This window comes from Rubripirellula obstinata, from assembly GCF_001642955.1.
GTDB classification, from domain to species: Bacteria; Planctomycetota; Planctomycetia; order Pirellulales; family Pirellulaceae; genus Rubripirellula; species Rubripirellula obstinata.
This window is the reverse complement of record NZ_LWSK01000101.1, coordinates 1-20,368: the sequence shown is the minus strand read 5'-3', so window position 1 is coordinate 20,368 and position 20,368 is coordinate 1. Positions and strand designations below refer to the sequence as shown.

18 protein-coding genes are annotated in these 20,368 nt (G+C 54.5%); 5 read left to right on the top strand and 13 right to left on the bottom strand.

Annotated elements, in window-relative coordinates:
* The coding region (locus RC85_RS28560) for a hypothetical protein (protein ID WP_238383180.1) at positions 1 to 240 on the top strand (240 nt) is incomplete at its 5' end.
* 35 nt (positions 241 to 275) lie between these two features.
* On the opposite strand, the gene RC85_RS19580 is transcribed toward RC85_RS28560, so the two are convergent.
* The 6 genes from RC85_RS19580 to RC85_RS19555 all read right to left on the bottom strand — a co-directional run bounded on the left by RC85_RS19580 (position 276) and on the right by RC85_RS19555 (position 5,199).
* Positions 276 to 1,148, bottom strand: a complete 873-nt coding sequence (locus RC85_RS19580; RefSeq protein ID WP_068265920.1) for a CPBP family intramembrane glutamic endopeptidase — start codon at positions 1,146 to 1,148, stop codon at positions 276 to 278.
* A gap of 19 nt (positions 1,149 to 1,167) precedes the next feature.
* A complete protein-coding gene (pgsA, locus tag RC85_RS19575; RefSeq protein ID WP_235033171.1) occupies positions 1,168 to 1,752 on the bottom strand; it encodes a CDP-diacylglycerol--glycerol-3-phosphate 3-phosphatidyltransferase in 585 nt (194 codons plus the stop codon).
* Between the two features lie 123 nt (positions 1,753 to 1,875).
* Entirely contained in the window at positions 1,876 to 3,318 is a 1,443-nt protein-coding gene (rimO, locus tag RC85_RS19570) for a 30S ribosomal protein S12 methylthiotransferase RimO (RefSeq protein WP_068265918.1), read from the bottom strand.
* An 87-nt stretch (positions 3,319 to 3,405) separates the two neighbouring features.
* Positions 3,406 to 3,774, bottom strand: a complete 369-nt coding sequence (locus RC85_RS19565) for an STAS domain-containing protein (RefSeq protein WP_068265917.1) — start codon at positions 3,772 to 3,774, stop codon at positions 3,406 to 3,408.
* Between the two features lie 147 nt (positions 3,775 to 3,921).
* The gene (locus tag RC85_RS19560; protein ID WP_068265916.1) at positions 3,922 to 4,626 is read right to left on the bottom strand and encodes a hypothetical protein; all 705 of its coding nucleotides are present in this window, start codon (positions 4,624 to 4,626) and stop codon (positions 3,922 to 3,924) included.
* A gap of 276 nt (positions 4,627 to 4,902) precedes the next feature.
* A complete protein-coding gene (locus RC85_RS19555) occupies positions 4,903 to 5,199 on the bottom strand; it encodes a hypothetical protein (protein WP_068265914.1) in 297 nt (98 codons plus the stop codon).
* Positions 5,200 to 5,808: 609 nt separating this feature from the next.
* Between RC85_RS19555 and thrS the strand changes: the two genes are divergently transcribed.
* The 4 genes from thrS (at position 5,809) to RC85_RS19535 (ending at position 12,882) form a co-directional block, all read left to right on the top strand.
* On the top strand, positions 5,809 to 7,980 hold the full coding sequence (thrS, locus tag RC85_RS19550) for a threonine--tRNA ligase (protein WP_068265912.1): 2,172 nt from the start codon (positions 5,809 to 5,811) through the stop codon (positions 7,978 to 7,980).
* A gap of 404 nt (positions 7,981 to 8,384) precedes the next feature.
* The gene (locus RC85_RS19545) at positions 8,385 to 9,827 is read left to right on the top strand and encodes an IS4 family transposase (protein WP_068265910.1); all 1,443 of its coding nucleotides are present in this window, start codon (positions 8,385 to 8,387) and stop codon (positions 9,825 to 9,827) included.
* A gap of 209 nt (positions 9,828 to 10,036) precedes the next feature.
* Positions 10,037 to 10,771 carry an ATP-binding cassette domain-containing protein gene (locus tag RC85_RS19540; protein WP_068265906.1) on the top strand — a complete coding sequence of 245 codons (735 nt, stop codon included), beginning with the start codon at positions 10,037 to 10,039 and terminating at the stop codon, positions 10,769 to 10,771.
* Entirely contained in the window at positions 10,768 to 12,882 is a 2,115-nt protein-coding gene (locus tag RC85_RS19535; protein WP_068265904.1) for an ABC transporter permease subunit, read from the top strand. Before RC85_RS19540 ends, RC85_RS19535 begins: the two co-directional genes overlap by 4 nt.
* A 378-nt stretch (positions 12,883 to 13,260) precedes the next feature.
* On the opposite strand, the gene RC85_RS19530 is transcribed toward RC85_RS19535, so the two are convergent.
* The 7 genes from RC85_RS19530 to RC85_RS19500 all read right to left on the bottom strand — a co-directional run bounded on the left by RC85_RS19530 (position 13,261) and on the right by RC85_RS19500 (position 20,018).
* The gene (locus RC85_RS19530; protein WP_068265902.1) at positions 13,261 to 14,826 is read right to left on the bottom strand and encodes a phytoene desaturase; all 1,566 of its coding nucleotides are present in this window, start codon (positions 14,824 to 14,826) and stop codon (positions 13,261 to 13,263) included.
* A 194-nt stretch (positions 14,827 to 15,020) separates the two neighbouring features.
* Positions 15,021 to 15,758, bottom strand: coding sequence for a hypothetical protein (locus RC85_RS19525; protein WP_068265899.1), 738 nt, complete (start codon positions 15,756 to 15,758; stop codon positions 15,021 to 15,023).
* A complete protein-coding gene (gene greA, locus RC85_RS19520; protein ID WP_068265897.1) occupies positions 15,751 to 16,230 on the bottom strand; it encodes a transcription elongation factor GreA in 480 nt (159 codons plus the stop codon). Before greA ends, RC85_RS19525 begins: the two co-directional genes overlap by 8 nt.
* Positions 16,231 to 16,499: 269 nt before the next feature.
* Positions 16,500 to 16,706: a DUF5989 family protein gene (locus tag RC85_RS19515; RefSeq protein ID WP_068265895.1), complete on the bottom strand. Its 207-nt coding sequence runs from the start codon at positions 16,704 to 16,706 to the stop codon at positions 16,500 to 16,502.
* A gap of 14 nt (positions 16,707 to 16,720) precedes the next feature.
* Positions 16,721 to 17,128: an SxtJ family membrane protein gene (locus tag RC85_RS19510; RefSeq protein ID WP_084422856.1), complete on the bottom strand. Its 408-nt coding sequence runs from the start codon at positions 17,126 to 17,128 to the stop codon at positions 16,721 to 16,723.
* The gene (locus RC85_RS19505) at positions 17,128 to 18,963 is read right to left on the bottom strand and encodes a carbamoyltransferase family protein (protein WP_068265893.1); all 1,836 of its coding nucleotides are present in this window, start codon (positions 18,961 to 18,963) and stop codon (positions 17,128 to 17,130) included. The genes RC85_RS19510 and RC85_RS19505 overlap by 1 nt, the downstream gene beginning before the upstream one ends.
* Positions 18,960 to 20,018: an SGNH/GDSL hydrolase family protein gene (locus RC85_RS19500; RefSeq protein ID WP_068265891.1), complete on the bottom strand. Its 1,059-nt coding sequence runs from the start codon at positions 20,016 to 20,018 to the stop codon at positions 18,960 to 18,962. Before RC85_RS19500 ends, RC85_RS19505 begins: the two co-directional genes overlap by 4 nt.
* Between the last annotated feature and the right edge of the window lie 350 nt (positions 20,019 to 20,368).

Below are 20,368 nucleotides of genomic sequence, written 5' to 3'. Positions count from 1 at the left end.
AAGCGGAACAAATTCTTAATTGCAAAATACTATGTCAATACCAAAGATGTAGCGGCCCAGGCATCGCCCCGCGCGTCCACCCGGAACGAAACGCGCGGGGCGATGCCCAACGCGGCTAAACGAACTAACACGTTTTTTCCGGGACCAAATCTCTTCACGGCGTTGGGCATCGCCCAGCGCTTCGTGCGGCAATCAGAATTAATCCAACACGGTCCAATGCGACTGCCGGAACTGCGCTAAGCTTGTTCCGGCCTACATTATTCGCAAAGCCGCTGTCACCAACCGTTGGTTCGCACGGTTTCGACGATTAGCGTTAATGCGTTTAGCGTCATGTGGACGATTAGCGGTAACGTGATGCTGCCGGTTCGGCGGTACAGATAGCCCAGCGCCAGGGCGAGAAAGAACAGCGGGACCGGCGCGGCACCCTGGCCGAAATGCATGATCGCAAAAATAAAACTGCTAATCACGATCGGCCAGTAAGTGGTCGGTCGCCAAGCAGGTTCTTCTGGCGATAACGAGCGTCCGCCATCCGACAAACGTTCCAGGCCTCCGATCAACAGCACGCGGAATAAGAACTCTTCGACCAGCGGTGTCACGATCGCGGTACACCAGAAAATGCCAAGCATGCGAATCGGCGAATCGGTTTGCTTCAAAATGTCTAATACCGGATGCTGGTATTCGACCAACTGAGACACGCCCGCACTGATTAACAACACCGGCGGCAAGATCAACAATGACGCTTTAAATCCGAGTCCGATATCGGACAGATCCAACGGCATTCCGAGCTGCGTGAACGCGTCTTTGCAGCGAACTCGCATCCACATCAACACGACGGCCATCGCGGCCGCGCCCGACGTGACGCTGGCCCAGATTTCGGCGTTGGGATTTCGTTCGGGTGGCTTGGGGATTAGTTCGGCGAAGTAAAAAGCTGCTTGAACGATTACCGTAAAGATCAGCATCAATCCAAACATGACCAAGGCGTCGCCCGCATTCCAAAACGGCAACTTTCTTGGTCGCTGCGGCAGCAATCCATCAAGTCGCCATCCATGTTTGATCAGAATCCGTACCCACGTGACGGCGCTGGCGATTCCCAATCCGGCCAGCATGACGCTGATGATCTGCATGGCGAACGTCGTCTGTTCAGGCACCGTGATCGAACCTTGGAAATTAAGAGTCGGTTCGCATCAGCTTTGCGGCTGCGACGACGTAGACGTAACCTGAATACAGCGTGATCAAGATCGCGGCCCACAACAGCACTTGGCCCGCTGATGCGACCCAATTGAGCGATGGATAGACCAAGCCAAGCAGGATCGCGACCACGGCGGCACACTGCACGACCATTTTCCATTTGCCCAATTGGTTGGCGGAAAAGTCGCCGCCGCTGCCTTCGATCATTCCACGCAAACTGGTGACCAGTAATTCACGTGCAACGATGATGGTCGCCATCCAAGACGCCACACCGCTTCCGGTAACTTCGACCAGAGCGATGAAGGTTCCGCAGATGATGATTTTATCAACAAATGGATCAAAGATTCGGCCAAGCTTGGTGACTTGTCCGTACTTGCGTGCCCAATACCCGTCCATCCAATCCGTGGATGCGGCGATCAGAAACAGAATCATCGCCGCCAAGTAGGCGTGCATTGGGATCAACACCATCACGGCGATTGCGAGTGCAAACCGTGCGCTGGTCAATGCGTTGGGGACGTTGTAGATAGAGGTTTTGTTGGCTGTCATCGTGGTGGTCATCGTCATCGCCGCACCTAGTGAACAAAAAATGGTGGTGCAACAACCTCTGTTGTCGCTGATCCACTAGAGCCCGCCAAGGTGGGGAGCGCTCGCGAAGTCGTAACCTCTGCGTAGCGCCGGGCGAGTTCGTTAGCTCAGCGGCGCGGCGACTAAGTCATAGCCGTCTGCCGCGACGATTTCGCAATCGACCAAGTCGCCGACGTTCATGGGGGAATCTGGATCGACACCAGAAACATAGACCGCTCCGTCGATTTCAGGCGCTTCACCGCGACTGCGTCCCATCCAAACTCCGTCTTGGCCTTCCAGCGGCGCGTCGATGATGACTTTTTCAACGCTGCCGACTCGCGATTGATTCCAAGCGAAAGCAATCTGTTGTTGAATCTGCATGATCTCGCCCTGCCGCGCCAGTGCGACTTCGCTGGGCACTCGGTTGGGCAACTTCGCGGCCGGTGTGTCTTCTTCGACTGAATAAGTAAACACGCCAAGATGCTCGAACTTTTGCTTGGCAACAAAATCACAAAGCTGGTTGTGATCGTCATCGGTTTCGCCAGGAAAACCGGAGATCAATGTCGTTCGCATGATCAGATTATCGATCCGTGAACGCAGGTTGCCCAGAATTTCTTCCTGCAAAGAACGCGTTGTCTTGCGAGCCATTCGTTTCAACATGAAATCGCTGGCGTGTTGCAGCGGCATGTCGATATACGGCAGAATCCGCTGGCTGCCGGCCAACGTGTCGATCAAACGATCATCGATGTACATCGGATAAAAGTACATCAGCCGAATCCAATCGATCGAATCGATTTTGTCCAACTCGGTCAACAATTCCGTCAGCTTTGGTTGCCCGTAAATGTCTTTGCCGTAGTAAGTCGTATCCTGGGCGACGACGACGACTTCACGAACGCCACTATCGCCTAGGCGTTTCGCTTCATCAACAACTTGCTCGATCGGCTTGCTGTAATGCTTGCCTCGCATTTTTGGAATCGCGCAGAACGTGCAAAGTCGGTCGCAACCTTCGCTGATTTTCAGATAAGCAAAGTGCCTCGGCGTGACGGCACGGCGAACGGCATCGGAAAGAGGCCGGATCGGAGCCGGGCGGAAGATCTTTTCTTGCTCTTCGACGCCGGCTTGCAAGCGATCGATGACTGAAACAATTTCGTTCCGACCAAAGACACCGATCATTGCGTCGATTTCGGGACGGGCTTCCAGCAACTTGCCTTGTTGACGCTCGGCCAGACATCCGGTCACAACGACGCTGCGAATTTTGCCTTGTTTTTTCAGAGCCAACATTTCGTCGATCGCGCCGAAGGATTCTTCTCGTGCTGAATCGATGAAGCCGCAAGTATTGACGACCACAAAATCCGCGGCATCGACTGAATCGACCATGGCGTAACCGTCCTGGTCCAATCGCCCGAGCATTTGTTCGGTGTCGACCAGGTTTTTGGGGCAGCCTAGTGAGATGACCGCATAACGACCACGCAGTCCATCTTGAACAGAAAGGCCGTCGGGGTTGATTTCAGCGGTGGTGGACTTGCGGGCCGGAGCGGCAGAGTCGGTGACGATGGGCAATTGCATTGCGATAGACTCCGCTAAACGCAGTCATTTGTCAACGGTTGCCCAGCTAGAAAGCAGTGTGAATTCAGCGAGAAAGCGGCGTGAATGTCAGACCGAAGAGACGGGGTTTGACGTCGTCGAAGCGAATTCAAACATTCGCTCCATTCGCGTCAACTGAAACACTTCAAAAACCGCTTTGGGCACGTCGGTCAGAACGAGACGCACGCCGTGATTCCGGCTCTTGGAATTCATCTGAATCAGCCCATTTAAACCAACGCTACTGATGCGATCGATACGCCCGAAGTCAACATTGATGTGATCTATCGGGTGCGAGCGACAGAGCCCATTTTCGATCAACTCGCTAAAATCGTGGAAAATGCGTCTGGCCGAATCGAACTGGTTTAGATGGTCCGATGAGAACGAAACGACAGTGTCACTGCCCTTCCGAGAAACTCTCATCACTTCAACCTGACTCATACATGCTCTTTGATTCAAGGAATCTTAGGATTTAAAAAGGGTACTTAGATTGGCGGAAAAACGCAAGTTCTTGCGTCACCGCCGGCTCGCTCAGACTGTTGGCGGTAGAACGGTTATGACGGGTTTCAAAATGCTAACGGCAGTAATTTACTCAGCACTTCCGCGTTGCGCCGCTGAGACGACCATTCGGTTTTCCCCGAAGAATTCGTTGATTGTTCCTGACAGGATCCAGCGATCGTCGGAAACATCGCTTCGCAAGGAAGCAACGATTCGTTGAAGCATCAGGTTTTCAGCCAAAATGATTTGTCCCAACTTGGCTGAGTGCTTGTCGGTGGGGGCGGATAAAGTGGTCGATGTCTTGGTGCTAACCAATCGGGTGGGTGAGTTGACCATGGAAACAGGTCCGATCAATCGGTTGCTGCGATAACTGCTAGATGTTCTGTTCAACTTGTTGCTTTGCGTTTGGGCCAGGCTGGGTTTGCTAACAATTTTCAGCGACTTGTCCAGAAAACCAAGCCTTGCACCTGAGGCGTCATTGGGGCTTTCGCCATTCATTTGGCGGTGCAGCAGAGATGATTGATCAGGAACAAACGCCCAGCGACGGCCAAGCATCAGGACGCGTCCTTCGGTGGGCGGAATCGCTGTTCCTTCTCGAATAACATGTCGAGCCGGGTGATCGCCATCGTCATGGGGCGACAGAACGGGTTCGCTGGCGATGACGTTCTGAATCACGGGAAGTGCCGCTGCCGTGATCGCCCAAAGGCTTAACAAACAGATCAGTTGCCGCGATCGCCCAACGGAAAAACGCATCGGCGACTTGGCCCACCAAAGAATAATTGGCAATAAAAGCATCAATGAATTCCGTGAGAAAAATATCGGGGAGGAATGCGTTAATTTTGCGGGGATCGGCCGTGTGTGGATGGGAGGGAGGGGTCCACACACGACCGATCAATCGGTGGCATCGGCGTTGCGGGCTGGCAAGCGATCAACCAAGTTGAGCGGATGTCCGTAGGCTGCTTTCGCCCTGGTCGCGGGGAGGGAGTCGCGGGGAGGGAAACTGCAGGGCGGCGCCGGACACCGGCATCAACAGGTCGATCGAGCTTGCGCGGCAAACGCCGACGCGGCGACTCAATCGTGACGGTGCCTTGGGATCACAATTGCGTGGCAAGTGATGACAGTGCCAACGGCGATCATTGCCAGTCCGAGCCATCTTGGTGGCTTGACGCGTTTCATCGGACTGGGGTGAACCGACATCATAAAGCTGGTCATCGTGCTGTTGTCCGCCACCGGGGTGCTCTTGGTGACACGAGCCAACATGCGTGTGGTGGGCTCGTTGAGAACAAACGAATCGATCATGCGAAACTGGATCCCAAAAAGGATCAACAAAATGCCTGCTAGAAAATAGCGATTGCGGTACATCGACATAGCGAAGCTTCGTCCTAATTAAAATTCGGTTGCGATTGACATCACATTGGCCGTCATCGTCTCGGCCTGGGAAGGAACAGCAACTTGGGGTCCATTGCTGTCTACAAGAGTGAATCGGCAACGAGTGGGCGATACTTGCCGAGTTCAGAAACATTGCCGGTTGGGCGGCCTGTTCCAATTTGGCAGACAGAGTCAATTGTAGCCGAGCTTGTCCCAAGCTCGCACGACTCGCCTGCCGGTCGGAGGTTGGGACAACCTCCGCTACATTCAGGGGTTGCTTGCCGGTCGGAGGTTGGGACAACCTCCGCTACATTCAAGGCTTGCTTGCCGGTCGGAGGTTGGGACAACCTCCGCTACATTCAGGGCTTGCTTGCCGGTCGGAGGTTGGGACAACCTCCGCTACATTCAGGACTTGCTTGCCGGTCGGAGGTTGGGACAACCTCCGCTACATTCAGGGCTTGCTTGCCGGTCGGAGGTTGGGACAACCTCCGCTACACTTTTTGATCGGGATTGACGTTGTCCCCCCATGGTGTTCATTCTTTGCATCAATAGCAGCACTCGCCATCGGTATGCGAGTGCCAACGAAAACCTTGGAAAAGCGAAAACGCGATGAGCACTGAAATCGAAGTCCGATTGCCCGATGGAACGACTGCCGCACATGCCCCCGAAACCACGCCGATGGATATCGCTCGCGGCATCAGCGAAGGCTTGGCTCGCGGAGTCATCGCGGCCGAAGTTGACGGCAAAATCGTCGACTCGTTCCGATCCTTTGGCGAACTTTCAACAGGCACCGGACCGGTTGACCTGAAACTGCTGACCTCACGCGACGCGGAAGCTCTGGATGTGCTTCGTCACAGCGCCGCCCACGTGATGGCTCGCGCGATCATGCGTTTGTACAAAGGCGTCTCGTTGGCGTTTGGGCCGACAACCGATGGCGGGTTCTATTACGACTTTGATTTAGACAAGACGATCAGCGAAGAAGATTTCTCGGCGATCGAAGCTGAGATGAAAAAGATCATCAAAGCCAAAGAGCCGTTCGAGCGATTCTCACTACCACGCGATGAAGCGGTCAAGCTTTGCCAAGACTTGGAACAAGACCTTAAAGTCGAACACATCGAAACCGGACTGTCCGATCAGGAAACGCTCAGCTTCTATCGCCAGGGCGAATTCGTTGACCTGTGTCGCGGTCCCCACATCCCCGACGCCGGCAAGATCAAAGCGATCAAGATGATGAGCGTTGCCGGTTCGCACTGGAAGGGCGACGTGTCCGGGCGATCGCTGCAACGCTTGTATGGGACCGCGTTCTTTGACAAGAAGGAATTGAAGGCCTACCTGGAACAAATCGAAGAAGCCAAACGACGTGACCATCGTGTGCTGGGCAAACAACACGGCCTATTTTCAATCAGCCCCGATGTTGGACAAGGATTATGCCTGTGGTTGCCCAAGGGAGCGCGGGTTCGCGTGGCGCTGGAGGACTTCCTGCGAAAAGAATTGCTCTCTCGCGGTTACGATCCCGTTTACAGTCCGCAAATTGGTCGCGTCGAAATGTATGAAACCAGCGGCCACTTTCCGTACTACCGCGACAGTCAATTCGCGCCGCTGTTTAGCAGCGAAGTGGGCGGGTTGTTGGACGCCTGGAGCGAACGACTCGGGGCAGGCACTTTGTCGGGCGACGACGAAGACAAGTTGATGGCGGCCGCAGAAGTCTTCGGCGTGACGCTTCCCGATTACAAACCATCGGCAACGGCGGACCGCAAACGCGAAGTTCTGAATGATTGGCAATCGCTGCACGAGCGTTACTTGCTGCGTCCGATGAATTGCCCGCACCACTGCCAGATTTTTAAAGCTCAACCACGTTCGTATCGCCAACTGCCATTGCGGTTGTTTGAATTTGGAAGCGTGTTCCGTCACGAACAAACGGGCGAACTGAATGGCATGCTGCGAGTTCGCGGGTTCACCCAGGATGATGCGCACATTTTCTGTACCGCTGATCAGGTCGAAGCAGAATTCCAGGCGACGATCGAACTGACCAGCTTTGTGTTGAAGTCGGTTGGGCTGGATGATTACCAAGTCCAGTTGTCGCTGCGTGATCCCAAGAGCGACAAGTACGTTGGCAGCGAAGAAAACTGGGACCAAGCCGAAAGCTCCCTGCGCGGTGTGCTGGAGCAATCCGGTTTGAACTTTGTCGAAGAGGAAGGCGAGGCCGCGTTCTATGGTCCCAAAGCTGATTTTATGATTCGCGATTGCATCGGTCGATCGTGGCAATTGGGAACAGTCCAATTGGATTACAATCTGCCCGAACGTTTCAAGTTGGAATACAACGGCAACGACAACAGTGCCCACCGCCCCGTGATGATTCACCGAGCCCCGTTTGGATCGTTGGAACGATTCACGGGAATGCTGATCGAGCATTTTGCCGGCGCGTTTCCGCTGTGGTTGTCGCCTGAACAAGTTCGCGTTCTGCCTCTTAGCGACAAGTCACTTGATTATGCGGTTGCCGTTGCCGAGCAATTAACGGACGCCGGTTTGAAAGCCACGGTCGACAACACCGGCGGCAAAGTTCAAGCAAAGATCCGCAACGCTCAATTGGACTTGGTCAATTACATGGCCGTCGTTGGCCCCAAGGAAGCCGAAGCCGGTCAGGTGGCATTGCGAGACCGAATCGACGGCGACCTAGGGTCGATGCCAACCGCGGAAGCAATCGCGCGGCTGAAGAAGGAAATCGAAGAGCGAACCGTTCGTCAGGTGTACAAACCAGATGAGAAACCGGCCGAAGCTTGATCGTTCTAACAACTATCTCACTTCTCGCTTTGGAAGAGGTGCAGCCAAAGCGAGGGAGAGGGTTTCTGAGCAACGTCACCCAACGCCGTGAAGTAAAAACCGATTGTTTCGTTTAGCCGCGTGGGCATCGCCCCGCGCGGTTGGGGCCGCACGACGCGCGGGGCGATGCCTTAGGTTTACCCACATTGGACGCATCGTGTCCTCGTGGTGTCTGGTTGAATTGTAGCGTGGAACTAAGGAGTTGCTGTTTTCCATTTCTCCACCGATTTCATTGAGAGCGGGGGCATCAACGAACACTTTGTGAGCTTTGTGAAACTAATCAAAGGCTTGCCAGGGCGGATGCCTGCGGTTGAATTGCAGAGCGACGAGTGTGCGCTAGCTTTGCAACAACACGGGGACCCGGCATGGATGGAACGAAAACAACCTTTGGGAAGACTCATTTTGGCGACGCACAGTTGGGTGATCGGCGACGCACCGAACGACTGGTCAAGATTGCTGATCAGATGGCACGCCGGCCCGGAGGATCGCTACCACACAAGCTCAATCAACCCAGTGACCTCAAAGCGTTCTACCGATTGATGAACCGGCCGGAAGTCACTCATCAGGCGATCCTTGATTCACACCGAAACGCAACGTTTGAGTCAATCGACGATTGCAATTCACCGGTGTTGGTCTTGCACGATTCTACCGAGCTGGACTTCGAGACTCACGAATCGATGCACGGGGAACTCGGCAGTATCGGTAACGGCTCGCGGCGAGGATACCTGGTCCAGAATTCATTGGCGGTGAACTCGAGAACCGGGCGTGTGTTTGGTTTGGTCGACCAGATTTTGCACTGCCGAGTCGATGTGCCCGAGAACGAAACGGTGGCTCAAAAACGCCAGCGTGAATCTCGCGAGAGCCTGCTTTGGCTGCGAGGCACTTCGCGTCTTCCGGCGACACGAAAGTTGGTCGACGTCTGTGACCAGGGAGCCGACACCTTCGAGTTCATTGACAAAGAAGTACACAGCGGACGTCGGTTTGTGCTTCGAGCCTGTTACGATCGCAAGATCACCATCGGTCACGATGACCAGGACGAAGCTCACAACGGTCATCTGAGGACCTACGCTCGCAGCCTGCCGGTGGCCGGAACTTGGGAGCTCAGCGTGACCAGTTGTGTCAAAAAGAAGAAGGCCCGAAAGAAAGGGCAAAGTCCTAAGAAGTCCAAGCGTCGTGCTCGAACGGCCAACATGGCTGTCGCTTACGCACCGGTGATGATTCATCCACCGAATTTGAAACGTGGTAATTACGGAACCGATCCGGTGAAGGTGTGGGTCGTTCGGGTTTGGGAAGTCGATCCTCCCGAGGGCGAAGATCGCTTGGAATGGTTTCTGATCACCAACGAGGTGGTATCGGATTTTGAGGCGGCGTATCGCGTCGTCGGCTGGTACGAGAAACGTTGGATCGTTGAAGAATTTCACAAAGCCAAGAAGACAGGCTGCCAGATTGAAAGTCCTCAGTTCACATGTTCATCGCGTCTTCAGCCGGCGATCGCCTTGCTTTCGGTGGTGGCTTTAAAACTGCTGCAGATGCGTGACATGAGCCGACAACGTGGTGCGAAGACACAGCCGGCTTGTTCGATCTTTTGTGAGCAGTACGTCACGATGCTCTGTGCTTGGCGACACAAGCAGCTCAAAGCTGACTGGTCGATCCATGATTTCTACTATGCGTTGGCGCGTTTGGGCGGGCACCAAAATCGCAGACGCGATTCGCCACCGGGCTGGATCACCATCTGGCGAGGTTGGGCCGACCTGCAGGCCATGGTTGCGGGAGCTGATGCCCTCGAAGAGCTCAGAAGATGTGGGTAAACCTAAGGGCGATGCCCACGCGGTTAAACAATCAACAAACCCTATACGGCGTTGGGCGATTCCCCCGCCGAACCTCCGAACTTCGCCCGCTGCGCGGGGGAGGTGAAAAGCTTCGCGCCCCCGACAAACTGCCGCACTTGGTTATGCGAACTAACTCGAACGATCTCTCGTACACCTAGAACATTTCCAAATCTAATCCCGCGATCGCCATGCTAACCGTCCAGTCGCTGACAAAAACGTTTTCGACGGACGATGCCGAAGTGCGTGCCGTGGACGACCTTTCGTTTCAGGTTCAACCTGGTGAAGTGTACGGATTGCTAGGTCCAAATGGGGCTGGCAAAACGACGACGCTGCGAATGGTCCTGGGGTTGCTGGAACCCGACGCTGGGTTCGCGGAAGTCGATGGCGTGCGTACTGAATCTGATCCGATCGGCGTCAAATCGCGACTCGGTTTTGTTTCGGCCAGCGATGGCGTCTATCCCTGGCTTAGCGTCCGAGAAATGCTGCTGTACTTTGGCGACCTGTACGGGGTTGCCCCGTCGGTGGCGGCCCAGCGGTGCGAAGACTTGGCGACACTGATGGGCATCGAACCGTTTTTGGATCGGCGAGCAGGCACGCTTAGCACCGGACAACGCCAACGCGTGACGTTGGTTAGAGGCCTGATTCATGATCCGCCTGTCATGCTGCTGGATGAACCGACGCGTGGTCTTGATGTTGTCGGTGTCCAAACGATTTTTGACTACATCAAACATTTGCGAGACGTGGGCAAGGCGGTGATTGTCTGCACTCACCGATTGGACGAAGCTCAACGGCTTTGTGATCGATTTGGCTTGCTGCATCGCGGCAAACTGCAGCACGCGGGTACGATGACTGACTTGAAAGAGGCAACCGGCCGCGAACACCTGGTTGAAATGTTTGTTGACCTGATGAAAGAGAACGCATGAGACTTTGGCGACTGAGTCATAAAGAACTCAAGGAAACCAGTCGCGATCGACGCACCATCATCACGCTGTTGATGATGCCGTTGTTGGTCTATCCGCTGCTAAGCATGGCGATGAATCGCTATTTATTGACCAGCGATGCGGAAGCGGTTCCTTACAAGATCGGCGTCGAAAACGAGGCCGACGGGCGTTGGGTTCAGGAGATCTTGCAGTCGCCCGATAGCACGCCGCCGGAGGAAGTTCTGAAATCGGCAGGCGGTCAAATGGCCGAGTTTGAACTGTTCAACACCAGCGATACGCTGGATGGAAAACCTACCACTGTGTCCGATTCAATTTCGCGAGGCACAATTGATGTCGGCATTGAATCCGAAGGTGACCCAAAATCCTATCGCTTGTACGCGTTTCGCGGTGACTTGCGGAGTCAGAACGCCCGGCGAATTTTTGTCGAACGGTTGCAGTGGTATCAGCTAAGCCAGCTAGAAAAAGCTGCGCCACAGGTCGTTGCACCCGAGTTTGAAATCGTTGACGAAGGCGAAGAGCAGAACGAACCGATCTTGGCGACCATTGTGCCGTTGGTGTTAGTGCTGATGACCATCACCGGTGCCGTTTATCCAGCAATTGACTTGACGGCGGGCGAGCGTGAACGGGGGACGATGGAGGCGTTGATGGCATCGCCGGTACCGCGTTTTCAAGTCCTGTTGGCGAAGTACTTTGCCGTTGTCGTGATTGCGATGCTAACGGCGATTGCAAACTTGGCGGCGATGTTTACGACGCTTTGGCTGGGCGGGCTTTTGCCGCTGCTGACCGGCAGCGATGTGTTCCCGTGGCTGCAAGTGCTACAGATTCTGGGCTTGCTGGTTCTTTTCAGCGGCTTCTTTTCGGCGGTGCTTTTGTCGCTGACCAGTTTCGCGAGATCGTTCAAGGAGGCACAGGCTTACTTGATCCCCGTCATGCTGCTGTCGCTGGCACCCGGCATGCTTTCGCTGTTGCCGGGCGTCAAGTTATCAGGCCCGCTAGCGGTCGCGCCGCTGATCAACATCGTCATGCTGGCTCGTGAAGTCCTTTCAGGAACCGTGGTCCCGGCGGCGGCAACCATGGCGGTGATCAGTACCATCGGTTACGCAGCGGCTGCTCTGTCGATTGCTGCGCATCTCTTTGGCAGCGACGCGGTGACTCGCACCAGTGATCAATCATTCGCATCGCTACTGAAACGGCCCAAGCGATGGACCGCCGTGCCGACACCGCAAACTGCCGCGATGGTGTTGGCGTTGTTGGTGCCGATCTATTTCGTTTGCTCCAACGTCTTGATGAAATATCTAAGCGGCATGCGATCAATCATGCTGGGCAGCCTGGACGACTTGCCGCTCGATTCCGCCGTCGCGTTGCAGAGCCGCAGCATGTGGTTATCGGCAACCACATTGATCCTGGTCTTCGGTTTGATTCCGCTATTGGCGACATGGCTTGGTCGCAGTCGATTACTATCGACTTATCGACTCCATCGACCTGGGGTGCTGGCTATCGTCGGCGCAACGATTGTCGGCCTGGGGGCGTGGGCTGTCGCGCACGAGGCGTTCGTGATCGCGGACGCGTTGGGGATCGGTGGGCTGAGTGAAAAACGGATCGCGGACACCCGAAAAATGTTGGAAGCCTGGCAGATCATCCCGCCGTGGGTGCTGTTGCTAACTCTGGCGGTGACGCCGGCGGTGATTGAGGAGCTCTGCTTTCGCGGGTTTTTGTTTTCTGCGGTGCTGCGAGTGATGTCGCCGCTGCGAACGATCCTGTTAACCAGTTTTCTGTTTGGATTGTTCCACGTGCTGACCGGAAACGCATTGCTAATCGAGCGATTCGTGCCCACGTTTTTGCTAGGCCTTATCTTGGGAGTGATCGCGTATCGAACAGGCAGCGTGATTCCCGGAATGGCAATGCACTTTGTCCACAACGGGCTGCTAGAAATGGTCGGTCACTATTACAAACAACTAGAATTCATAGGTGCCGACTTCGACAACCAAACCCACCTGCCGCCGCACTGGATCGCGATCGCCACAACGATCGCAGTCGCAGGCATGGCGATCGTTTGGTTCGCAGGAAGGCGTCGAACCTTGCTAGTTCCCTAACTGTTTAACCGCGCGGGCATCGCCTGGGCTGATGAAAATGTGTCGTTGTCAGCTTCTAGCGATCCATGAACGTAGGCCGTAGCGAGCCATAGCGAGTTACGGCGTTGCGCAAATTGCCGTAACTCGCTAAGGCTCGCTACGGCCTACGTTGCTTTCGCCCCATCCGGGGCTTCGGTTTTTTCTGCGTTTGATTCCGTGGGTCAAGACCCACGGCACCGTGCTTTCGCCCCATCCGGGGCTTCGGTAGCTGCCGCGTGGGTAACGCCGTGAAGGGGTTCTAAACTGTTTAACCGCGTGGGCATCGCCCCGCGCGTTCGGGGACCGCACGACGCGCGGGGCGATGCCCAACGCGGTTAAACGATAGGGAAGAGTAGGCCGTTATGCGTACGTGGGCGTTTCGAAACCTTCGACGTCCATCTTGGTTCCTTCTTCGATGAAGTCCGTGGACATGCCGAGGTCTTTTAGGAGTAAGCGGGACGTGATGCGGCTGGATTCGTAAATTACTGGCAAACCTGATCCGGGATGAGTTCCACCGCCGACCAGGTAGACGCTGTCGAGTTCTTCAAAGCGGTTGCGAGGCCGGTTGTGCAGCATCTGGCCAAGGTTGTGTGCCAGGTTGAATGTTGCACCGCGATAAATCGCATAATCACTCTGCCAATCATCAGGCGTGATGCGATGTTCGACTTTGATCCGATCACGGATGTCGCCAAGCCCGATCGCCGAAAGTCGGTCGAGTGTTTTCTCGCGGAACGGATCGGACTCAACATTCCAGTCAACGTTTTCGCTTTCGTGTGGCACGGGAACCAGGACATAGATCGAACTGTGTCCTTCGGGGGCGAGCGAAACGTCGGTGACGCTGGCGTTTTGAACGTAGAACGACGGGTCTTCGCTCAGCACTTTCTCGACTTCGATCTCGCGAAGGTTCTGCTCGTACTTTTCTGAGATGTGAATGTTGTGGTGAGGAAGGTCTTCGTAAATTCCTTCGATGCCCAAGTACAACATGTAGGTGCTGCAGGAATACCGTTTTTGGGCGAGCTTTTCGTCGCTCCAACGTTTACGATTTTCGTTCGGAATCGTCTTCGTCATCCAATCTGCAAAGTCGGCGTTGACCACAAAGGCATCGGCATCGAACCGTTCTTCATCGGTGTGCAACGCCACCACTTTCTTGCCTTGCATTTCGACCGAACTGACGGATTGGTTCAGCAAGATTTTGACGCCCATCGATTCGGCGATCTCTCCCATCCGTTCGCTGACCCGACTGCATCCACCCTCGGGATGCCAAACACCGTACTCATATTCCAAGAACGACAGAATGCTAAACAGACTCGGACACTGAAACGGCGACATCCCCAGATACTTGGACTGGAACGCGAACGCGATCACCAAACGCGGGTCGTCGAAATAGCGTTCCAACTCTTTGCCAAGCGAACGCATCGGGTGCAAATGTTTTGCGGCCGCCAACATCGATGGACGAATCAGATCCAATGGCGACGAGAATGGCGATTCTAAAATGGGCCGAAACTTTTCCAGCTTCTTTCGATTGTCGTCCATGTAGCGACGCAGTGCCCCAACGTCCGAGGGCGAAAAGTCGGCGATCTGCCGATCCATCGCGTCCATGTCAGCCGAACAGTCTAGCTTGGCGATGTTCGATGGATCCTGGTTGCCAAACGTCAATCGATACTGAGGATCCAACCGGTGCATCGGCACTTCTTCGGCCAGCGTTTTTCCCACCGATTCAAAGATCTCGCCGAGCACCCGTGGATACAGAAAAAATGTTGGGCCGCAATCGAAGCGAAATCCATCTTTTTCGATCGCTGACGTTCGGCCACCAACGCGGTCGCGTCGTTCGATGATGGTCACGTCGCAACCGGCATGAGCTAACTGCATGGCGGTTGCCAATCCGCCGGGACCAGCACCGACGATGACTACTTTGCGTTTTGACACTGGATGGAATGGCTCAACTAGAAAATAACAGGAAAGTGGCGTAGGCCGGAACAAGCGAAACGCAGTTCCGGCAGTGGGAACACCATGCAATTGCCGGAACTTCGCTTTGCTTGTTCCGGCCTACATCGATTCTGGAAATCCGCTTTGGCGTTACTGTAGCGCACCGCCCAGGTTTGAACAGTCCAAACGGCCCGCTAGTAACTGCCTTCGCTGATTCCTTCTTGAATCTCGGCCCGCAGGATCGATTCAATGCTCACAGCAGTGACCTCGTCCGGGTTGGACGAGATCTTTTCGCGGTCGGCCACCAACTCGGCTCGCTTGATCACGCCCAGCGACAATTCCAGATCCAGCGGCTGGATCAGCCGAAAACCGCTGGCGACGGTGGGATCCTTTTTTTGGACGGGCGACAGAACTTCGACGAAATCAAACGAAGTCGCTCGGCCGTTGGCGACCGCCAAACGAAGCCGGTCAAACTGCAGTTTTGCACTGGCCTGCTGTTCTTCGGTGCCCGATTTTTCGATCAGCGATTCGACCGCCTGCAGGTCTCCCCACTGCAAAACCGGCAACCGCTGCAACCGCTGCATCACGCCGGCGGATTGCCAATCTTCCAACTTGCCACGTTCCATGTCGGCGGCCAATTCTTCGACGGCTTCCATCACAGCGGTCTTGGATTCCGGTTCCAACAGACTCTGTTCCAGTTCGGGCAAGTACGCATCGGTCAGCGTTCGCATCGCCAACTCGGTCCGCTTCTGATACAGCACCCAAGTTGAGAACGCACAGAAGATGAACATCATGATGCCCATCAGGACCGTCGCCGCCATGACGGCGGGCATGCATCCGGGGCCGTTGTCGATCGCTTCTTCGGAGATATTTTCAGCGACTTCATCAGTACCGATGTTTTCGCCGGTCGATTCTTGATTCGATTCAGTCACGGAATTCAATTTTCAAAATTTTGAACTTCAACTTTCCGGCGGGAACTTCGACCTCAGCAATCTCGCCAACTTTCTTGCCGACCAAACCTTGGCCAAACGGACTGGTCACCAAAATCTTTCCCGAGTCGTAGTCTTCTTCGCCAGCACCGACCAACGTGAACTCTTCCTCATCGTTGTACGCCATGTCTTCTACCGTGACCGTGCAGCCGAAGACAACTTCGTCCTTGGGCAGCGTCGAAGTGTCAACGATGGTGGCTCGAGCGATCTTGTCTTTCAGCTCGCCGATCTTCGCCATCACCATGCCCTGGTTTTCTCGCTGAGCGTGATATTCGGCGTTCTCTTTCAAGTCACCTTCCTCACGCGCTTCAGCGATCTTGGTTGTGATCGCCGGCATGTCTTCGTTTTCGAGCTTATCGATCTGGGCCTTGATCTTGTTGTAGCCCGCGCGAGTCATGGGTACCGAATCAGCCATGGCACCAGTCCTTTGTTTTCTCGTTGGAGAGACGTTTGTGAGCGAGATTAAAAAGAAAACCTTTCCAACCACCACGGGCCGCTGAGCCAGAAGGCAGGAAAGGTTGTGTTTCAATCAATTAACCAAATAGTGTCCCGGTTCCCCGGTGCGTTGTAAAGAGCGGGGAATCTAAAAGATCCAGGCTGATATCCAATGCTGGTGACGCTTTCGGCCCAATTACTGCTGGCCCCAAGCCGAAATTAGAACCACCGCTACTGTTAAACACAGTCCTAAAACAGCGTGTAGATGAACGGGGCCGCACCGCTGCCGGCCAGGATGCTGACCAGTCCGATTGACAACAATGCACCGACCAATGGCAACAGCCACCATTTCTTATTCTCTCGCAGGAACAGCACAAACTCGCTGACAAAGCCAAGTTCGGCTTGCTCCGCTTGCTGCTCAAATTCCGTTCGCGCTGAGTCGTCAGATTCGCTCATCGTATCGGCCTCAATTAAAACTGCTTGAAGTAACGTGATGGACCGTCCTGATCCCGACGTGCAATCCAGTTGCTTGATTCGCCATGGTGTTTCAACCGCAGCGGATCGTATCCTAACGCTCGAGCGATGATCGCCATCGGTAGTAAGATCGCAAAGAACACGCCGCCCAGCAACACATGGCTGACCAACCAAGCGATCGGGTACGTCAGACGTTGCCAAGTGCGTATCACAAATGGCTGCGTCGTCGGAAGCAAATAATACGCAACCGCGATCGCGACGCTGGTCACCGAAAGAGCGATGGCAAGCCCCGTGGCACTTTGCCGAAGCAAGTACGCAAAGATCATCAGCACTAACATCAGCGACAATCCAAACCACCGCCGCATCGATGCCGATGGAGCCGATTGAGTGTCCAGTAATGTCATCAATCAGGATCCAGTTGCGTTAGGTATTGCTCGCTCGACCGCCGCGCCGATTCAGGCTGTTCTTTTTTCAACATCAGGTATTCGCCAACGACCAGTGCATCCATTTCGGTTGCCATGAAACATCGATACGCGTCCGCTGCCGAGCAGACGATTGGTTCACCGCGGACATTAAAGCTGGTGTTGATGACCGCGGGACAACCCGTTTTGTCATAGAACTTTGTTAACAGCGAATGAAAGCGCGGATGACGCGACCGGCTAACGGTTTGCACGCGAGCTGAGTAGTCCAGATGTGTGATCGCTGGCAGGTCGCTTCGCGATTGCTGCACGCGTTGAATGCCGGGTGGGACAGATGTGTCCACCGGTTTTCGGCGGTGCTGCTGAACATCAAACGTGAATAACATGTACGGGCTGCTGGAAGTCCCGTCTGGAATTTCAAAATAGTCGCCGCAGTGCTCTTCCAGAATGCTGGGTGCAAACGGACGAAACGACTCGCGATACTTGATCTTCAGATTCATCACCGACTGCATCTTATCACTTCGCGGATCACCAAGAATGCTGCGGCTGCCCAGTGAACGCGGCCCAAACTCCATCGGGCCCTGCACCCAACCGACCACATTTTCCTCAGCCAATAACGATGCCACCTTAGCATCCAGTTCATCTTGGATCGGCAAATGCTGCATCACGGCACCCTGGTCACGCAGCTCTCGCAAATCCAAATCGCGATCTGTGATTGGGCCTAGCAGCGATCCGGATTGCGCGTCCGCGGGATTCGCGTCGCGTGAATTGCCTAGCAGTTGATGCCAAATCAACCAGGCGACTCCCAAGGCACCGCCCGCGTCACCTGCCGCCGGTTGCACCCAAATATTTTTGAACGGGCCCTCACGCAACAACCGACCGTTAGCCACACAATTCAGTGCAACGCCGCCCGCCATGCAGAGAGAATCCAGTTTGGTTTGCTGATGAATGTGGTTCGCCATGGCCAGCACAACGTCTTCTGTCACACGCTGAATACTTGCGGCGATATCCATATCGACTTCGCGAATCTTTTGCTCCGGTTTTCGTCGCTTGACGCCGAGCAACCGTTCCAACTTTCCGTCGGTCATCCGCAGCTTATGACAGTACGAAAAGTAGTCCATGTTTAATCGGTAACTACCATCGTCATGAAGTTCGATCAAATGCTCACGAATCAAATCGGCAAACCGGGGCTCGCCATAAGGTGCCAAACCCATCAGCTTGTATTCACCCGAATTGACTCGAAAACCGCAAAAGTATGTGAACGCTGAATAGAGCAGCCCGAGTGAATGGGGAAAACGAATTTCGTGCTTCAGCGAAATTTGATTCCTATTGCCGATGCCCCAACTGGTAGTCGCCCATTCCCCAACGCCATCGACGGTTAAAATCGCCGCCTCATCAAACGGGCTTGGGAAAAACGCACTAGCCGCATGGGATTCATGGTGTTCGCAGAAAACGATCCGACGTTTGTAGTCGTCGCCCAAATGCTTCCGAAGTTCACGTGGCAAATGAAGCTTGGTTTGCAGCCAAGATGGCATCGCGCGAAAGAAACTTCCGTAACCTCGCGGTGCATAAGCCAAATAGGTTTCAAGCAACCGATCAAACTTCAACAATGGCTTCTCGTAGAATCCGACGTAATCAAGATCGCCGGCGTTCGCATTCGCCATTTCAAGACATTGATGCATCGCTCGCATTGGAAACGCTTCGTCGTGTTTTTTGCGAGTGAACCGTTCTTCACTCGCTGCCGCGATCACTTCACCATCACGAATCAACGCCACCGCGGAATCGTGATAGAAAGCGGAAATGCCTAAAATCAACGTCACTGGATATCCTCAACAATTGCTATCGGGTTGGCATCATTCAAACCAGACCTATCCAACAGCGGCTTGATTCCCTGCAGCCAAGCCTGGGCGACTTGGCGGTGTCCTTCTTGCGTCAGGTGGATCGGGTCGCCGAGCGTGGTTTTGTTGCAGGGGATGATTTGGTTGCAATCGATCAACAACAGGTCGTGTTCAATCGCCAATTGTCGCACCGTGTTGGCAACCCATTGGCCGATCGCTTGGTTGGCCGCGATCTGCTCTGGTGCATCGCCAAGAAACGATTCCAAGCCTTCGCAGTGCTGGCTGGACGCCATCAGTTGAGTCGAGATCACTGGCACCGCTCCGGATGCTTTGACGGATTCAATCAGTGCGATGTAGTCACGCCGAAATGCTTCCCCGCCATCCTTGGTTACTCTGGAATTGGGCGATTGAGGTGGAGCGAAAACGGGCGAAGGATTTGGGAACAAACGGAAGCGCAAGAAACCGTACAGCGTACTGCGAGCGAGTGTTCGCTTGATCCATGATGGAGCGGGCGGAGTTCGTTGCAGTTCACTTTGCTTGGTGTCAGTAATCAGGAAACCCGTGTCGTTCCAACCCAGGTAGAGGATGACAATGTCGGGACGAAGCGGCGCGATCACTTTTTCGTAGCGGTGTCGGCACTGCGTGATGTTGTACCCGTTCACCCCGCCGTTAATCACTTCCGCATCGAAACCGACTTGCTGCAAAGCTTCCTCCATCACTCGGCAAGAATCTTCGCCTTCGGGGACCAGGTAACCAAACACGCTGGAACCGCCCATCACGGCAATTCGTACTTTGTCATCACTGTTCGTTTTAGAAACCTCGGGACCACGCAGTCCCATCGAATTCAGTTTGATGTGATAACCCGACGATTTGACCTCCACGTTTTTTCGTAGCGTATAGCCAGCGTCTGCATCGGAGGTCACCAAGGCTAGGCTGGTGACGTAGCAATTTGCCGTCCATCCACGACTCGCCAAATAAAGCCTCAGTGCGACTTCGCCGAGTGCCAACGAAGCAATCACGCCCAACGCAATTGCCATCGAAATGAAAACTCGCCGCCGTTTCGCAGAAAGAGAGCGAGGTCGTGTTGGCATGTTGGCGTGGATGGGAATGCGGCAGGAACAGGTTCTTAGGAACGAGCGGGGAATAAATGTCGCCTTTCTCAACTGGAACTCAGGGAACGTCGTCTTAATTACTGCCGGATTGGTGTCGTCACTTATCCCGAGGGAAGTCGAACAAATCAATGCAAATTGTCGTTGATCGATCTGCGATCATAACGTTGGTGAATAGTCCCGGGAGGGACGGAAGCTCTTTGCCGGGGATGTAAATCCCCGGATGGCAGCGTTATCTCTCGCTTTTTCTCCGTAACCAATTCTCTGGCTCGGTTTCG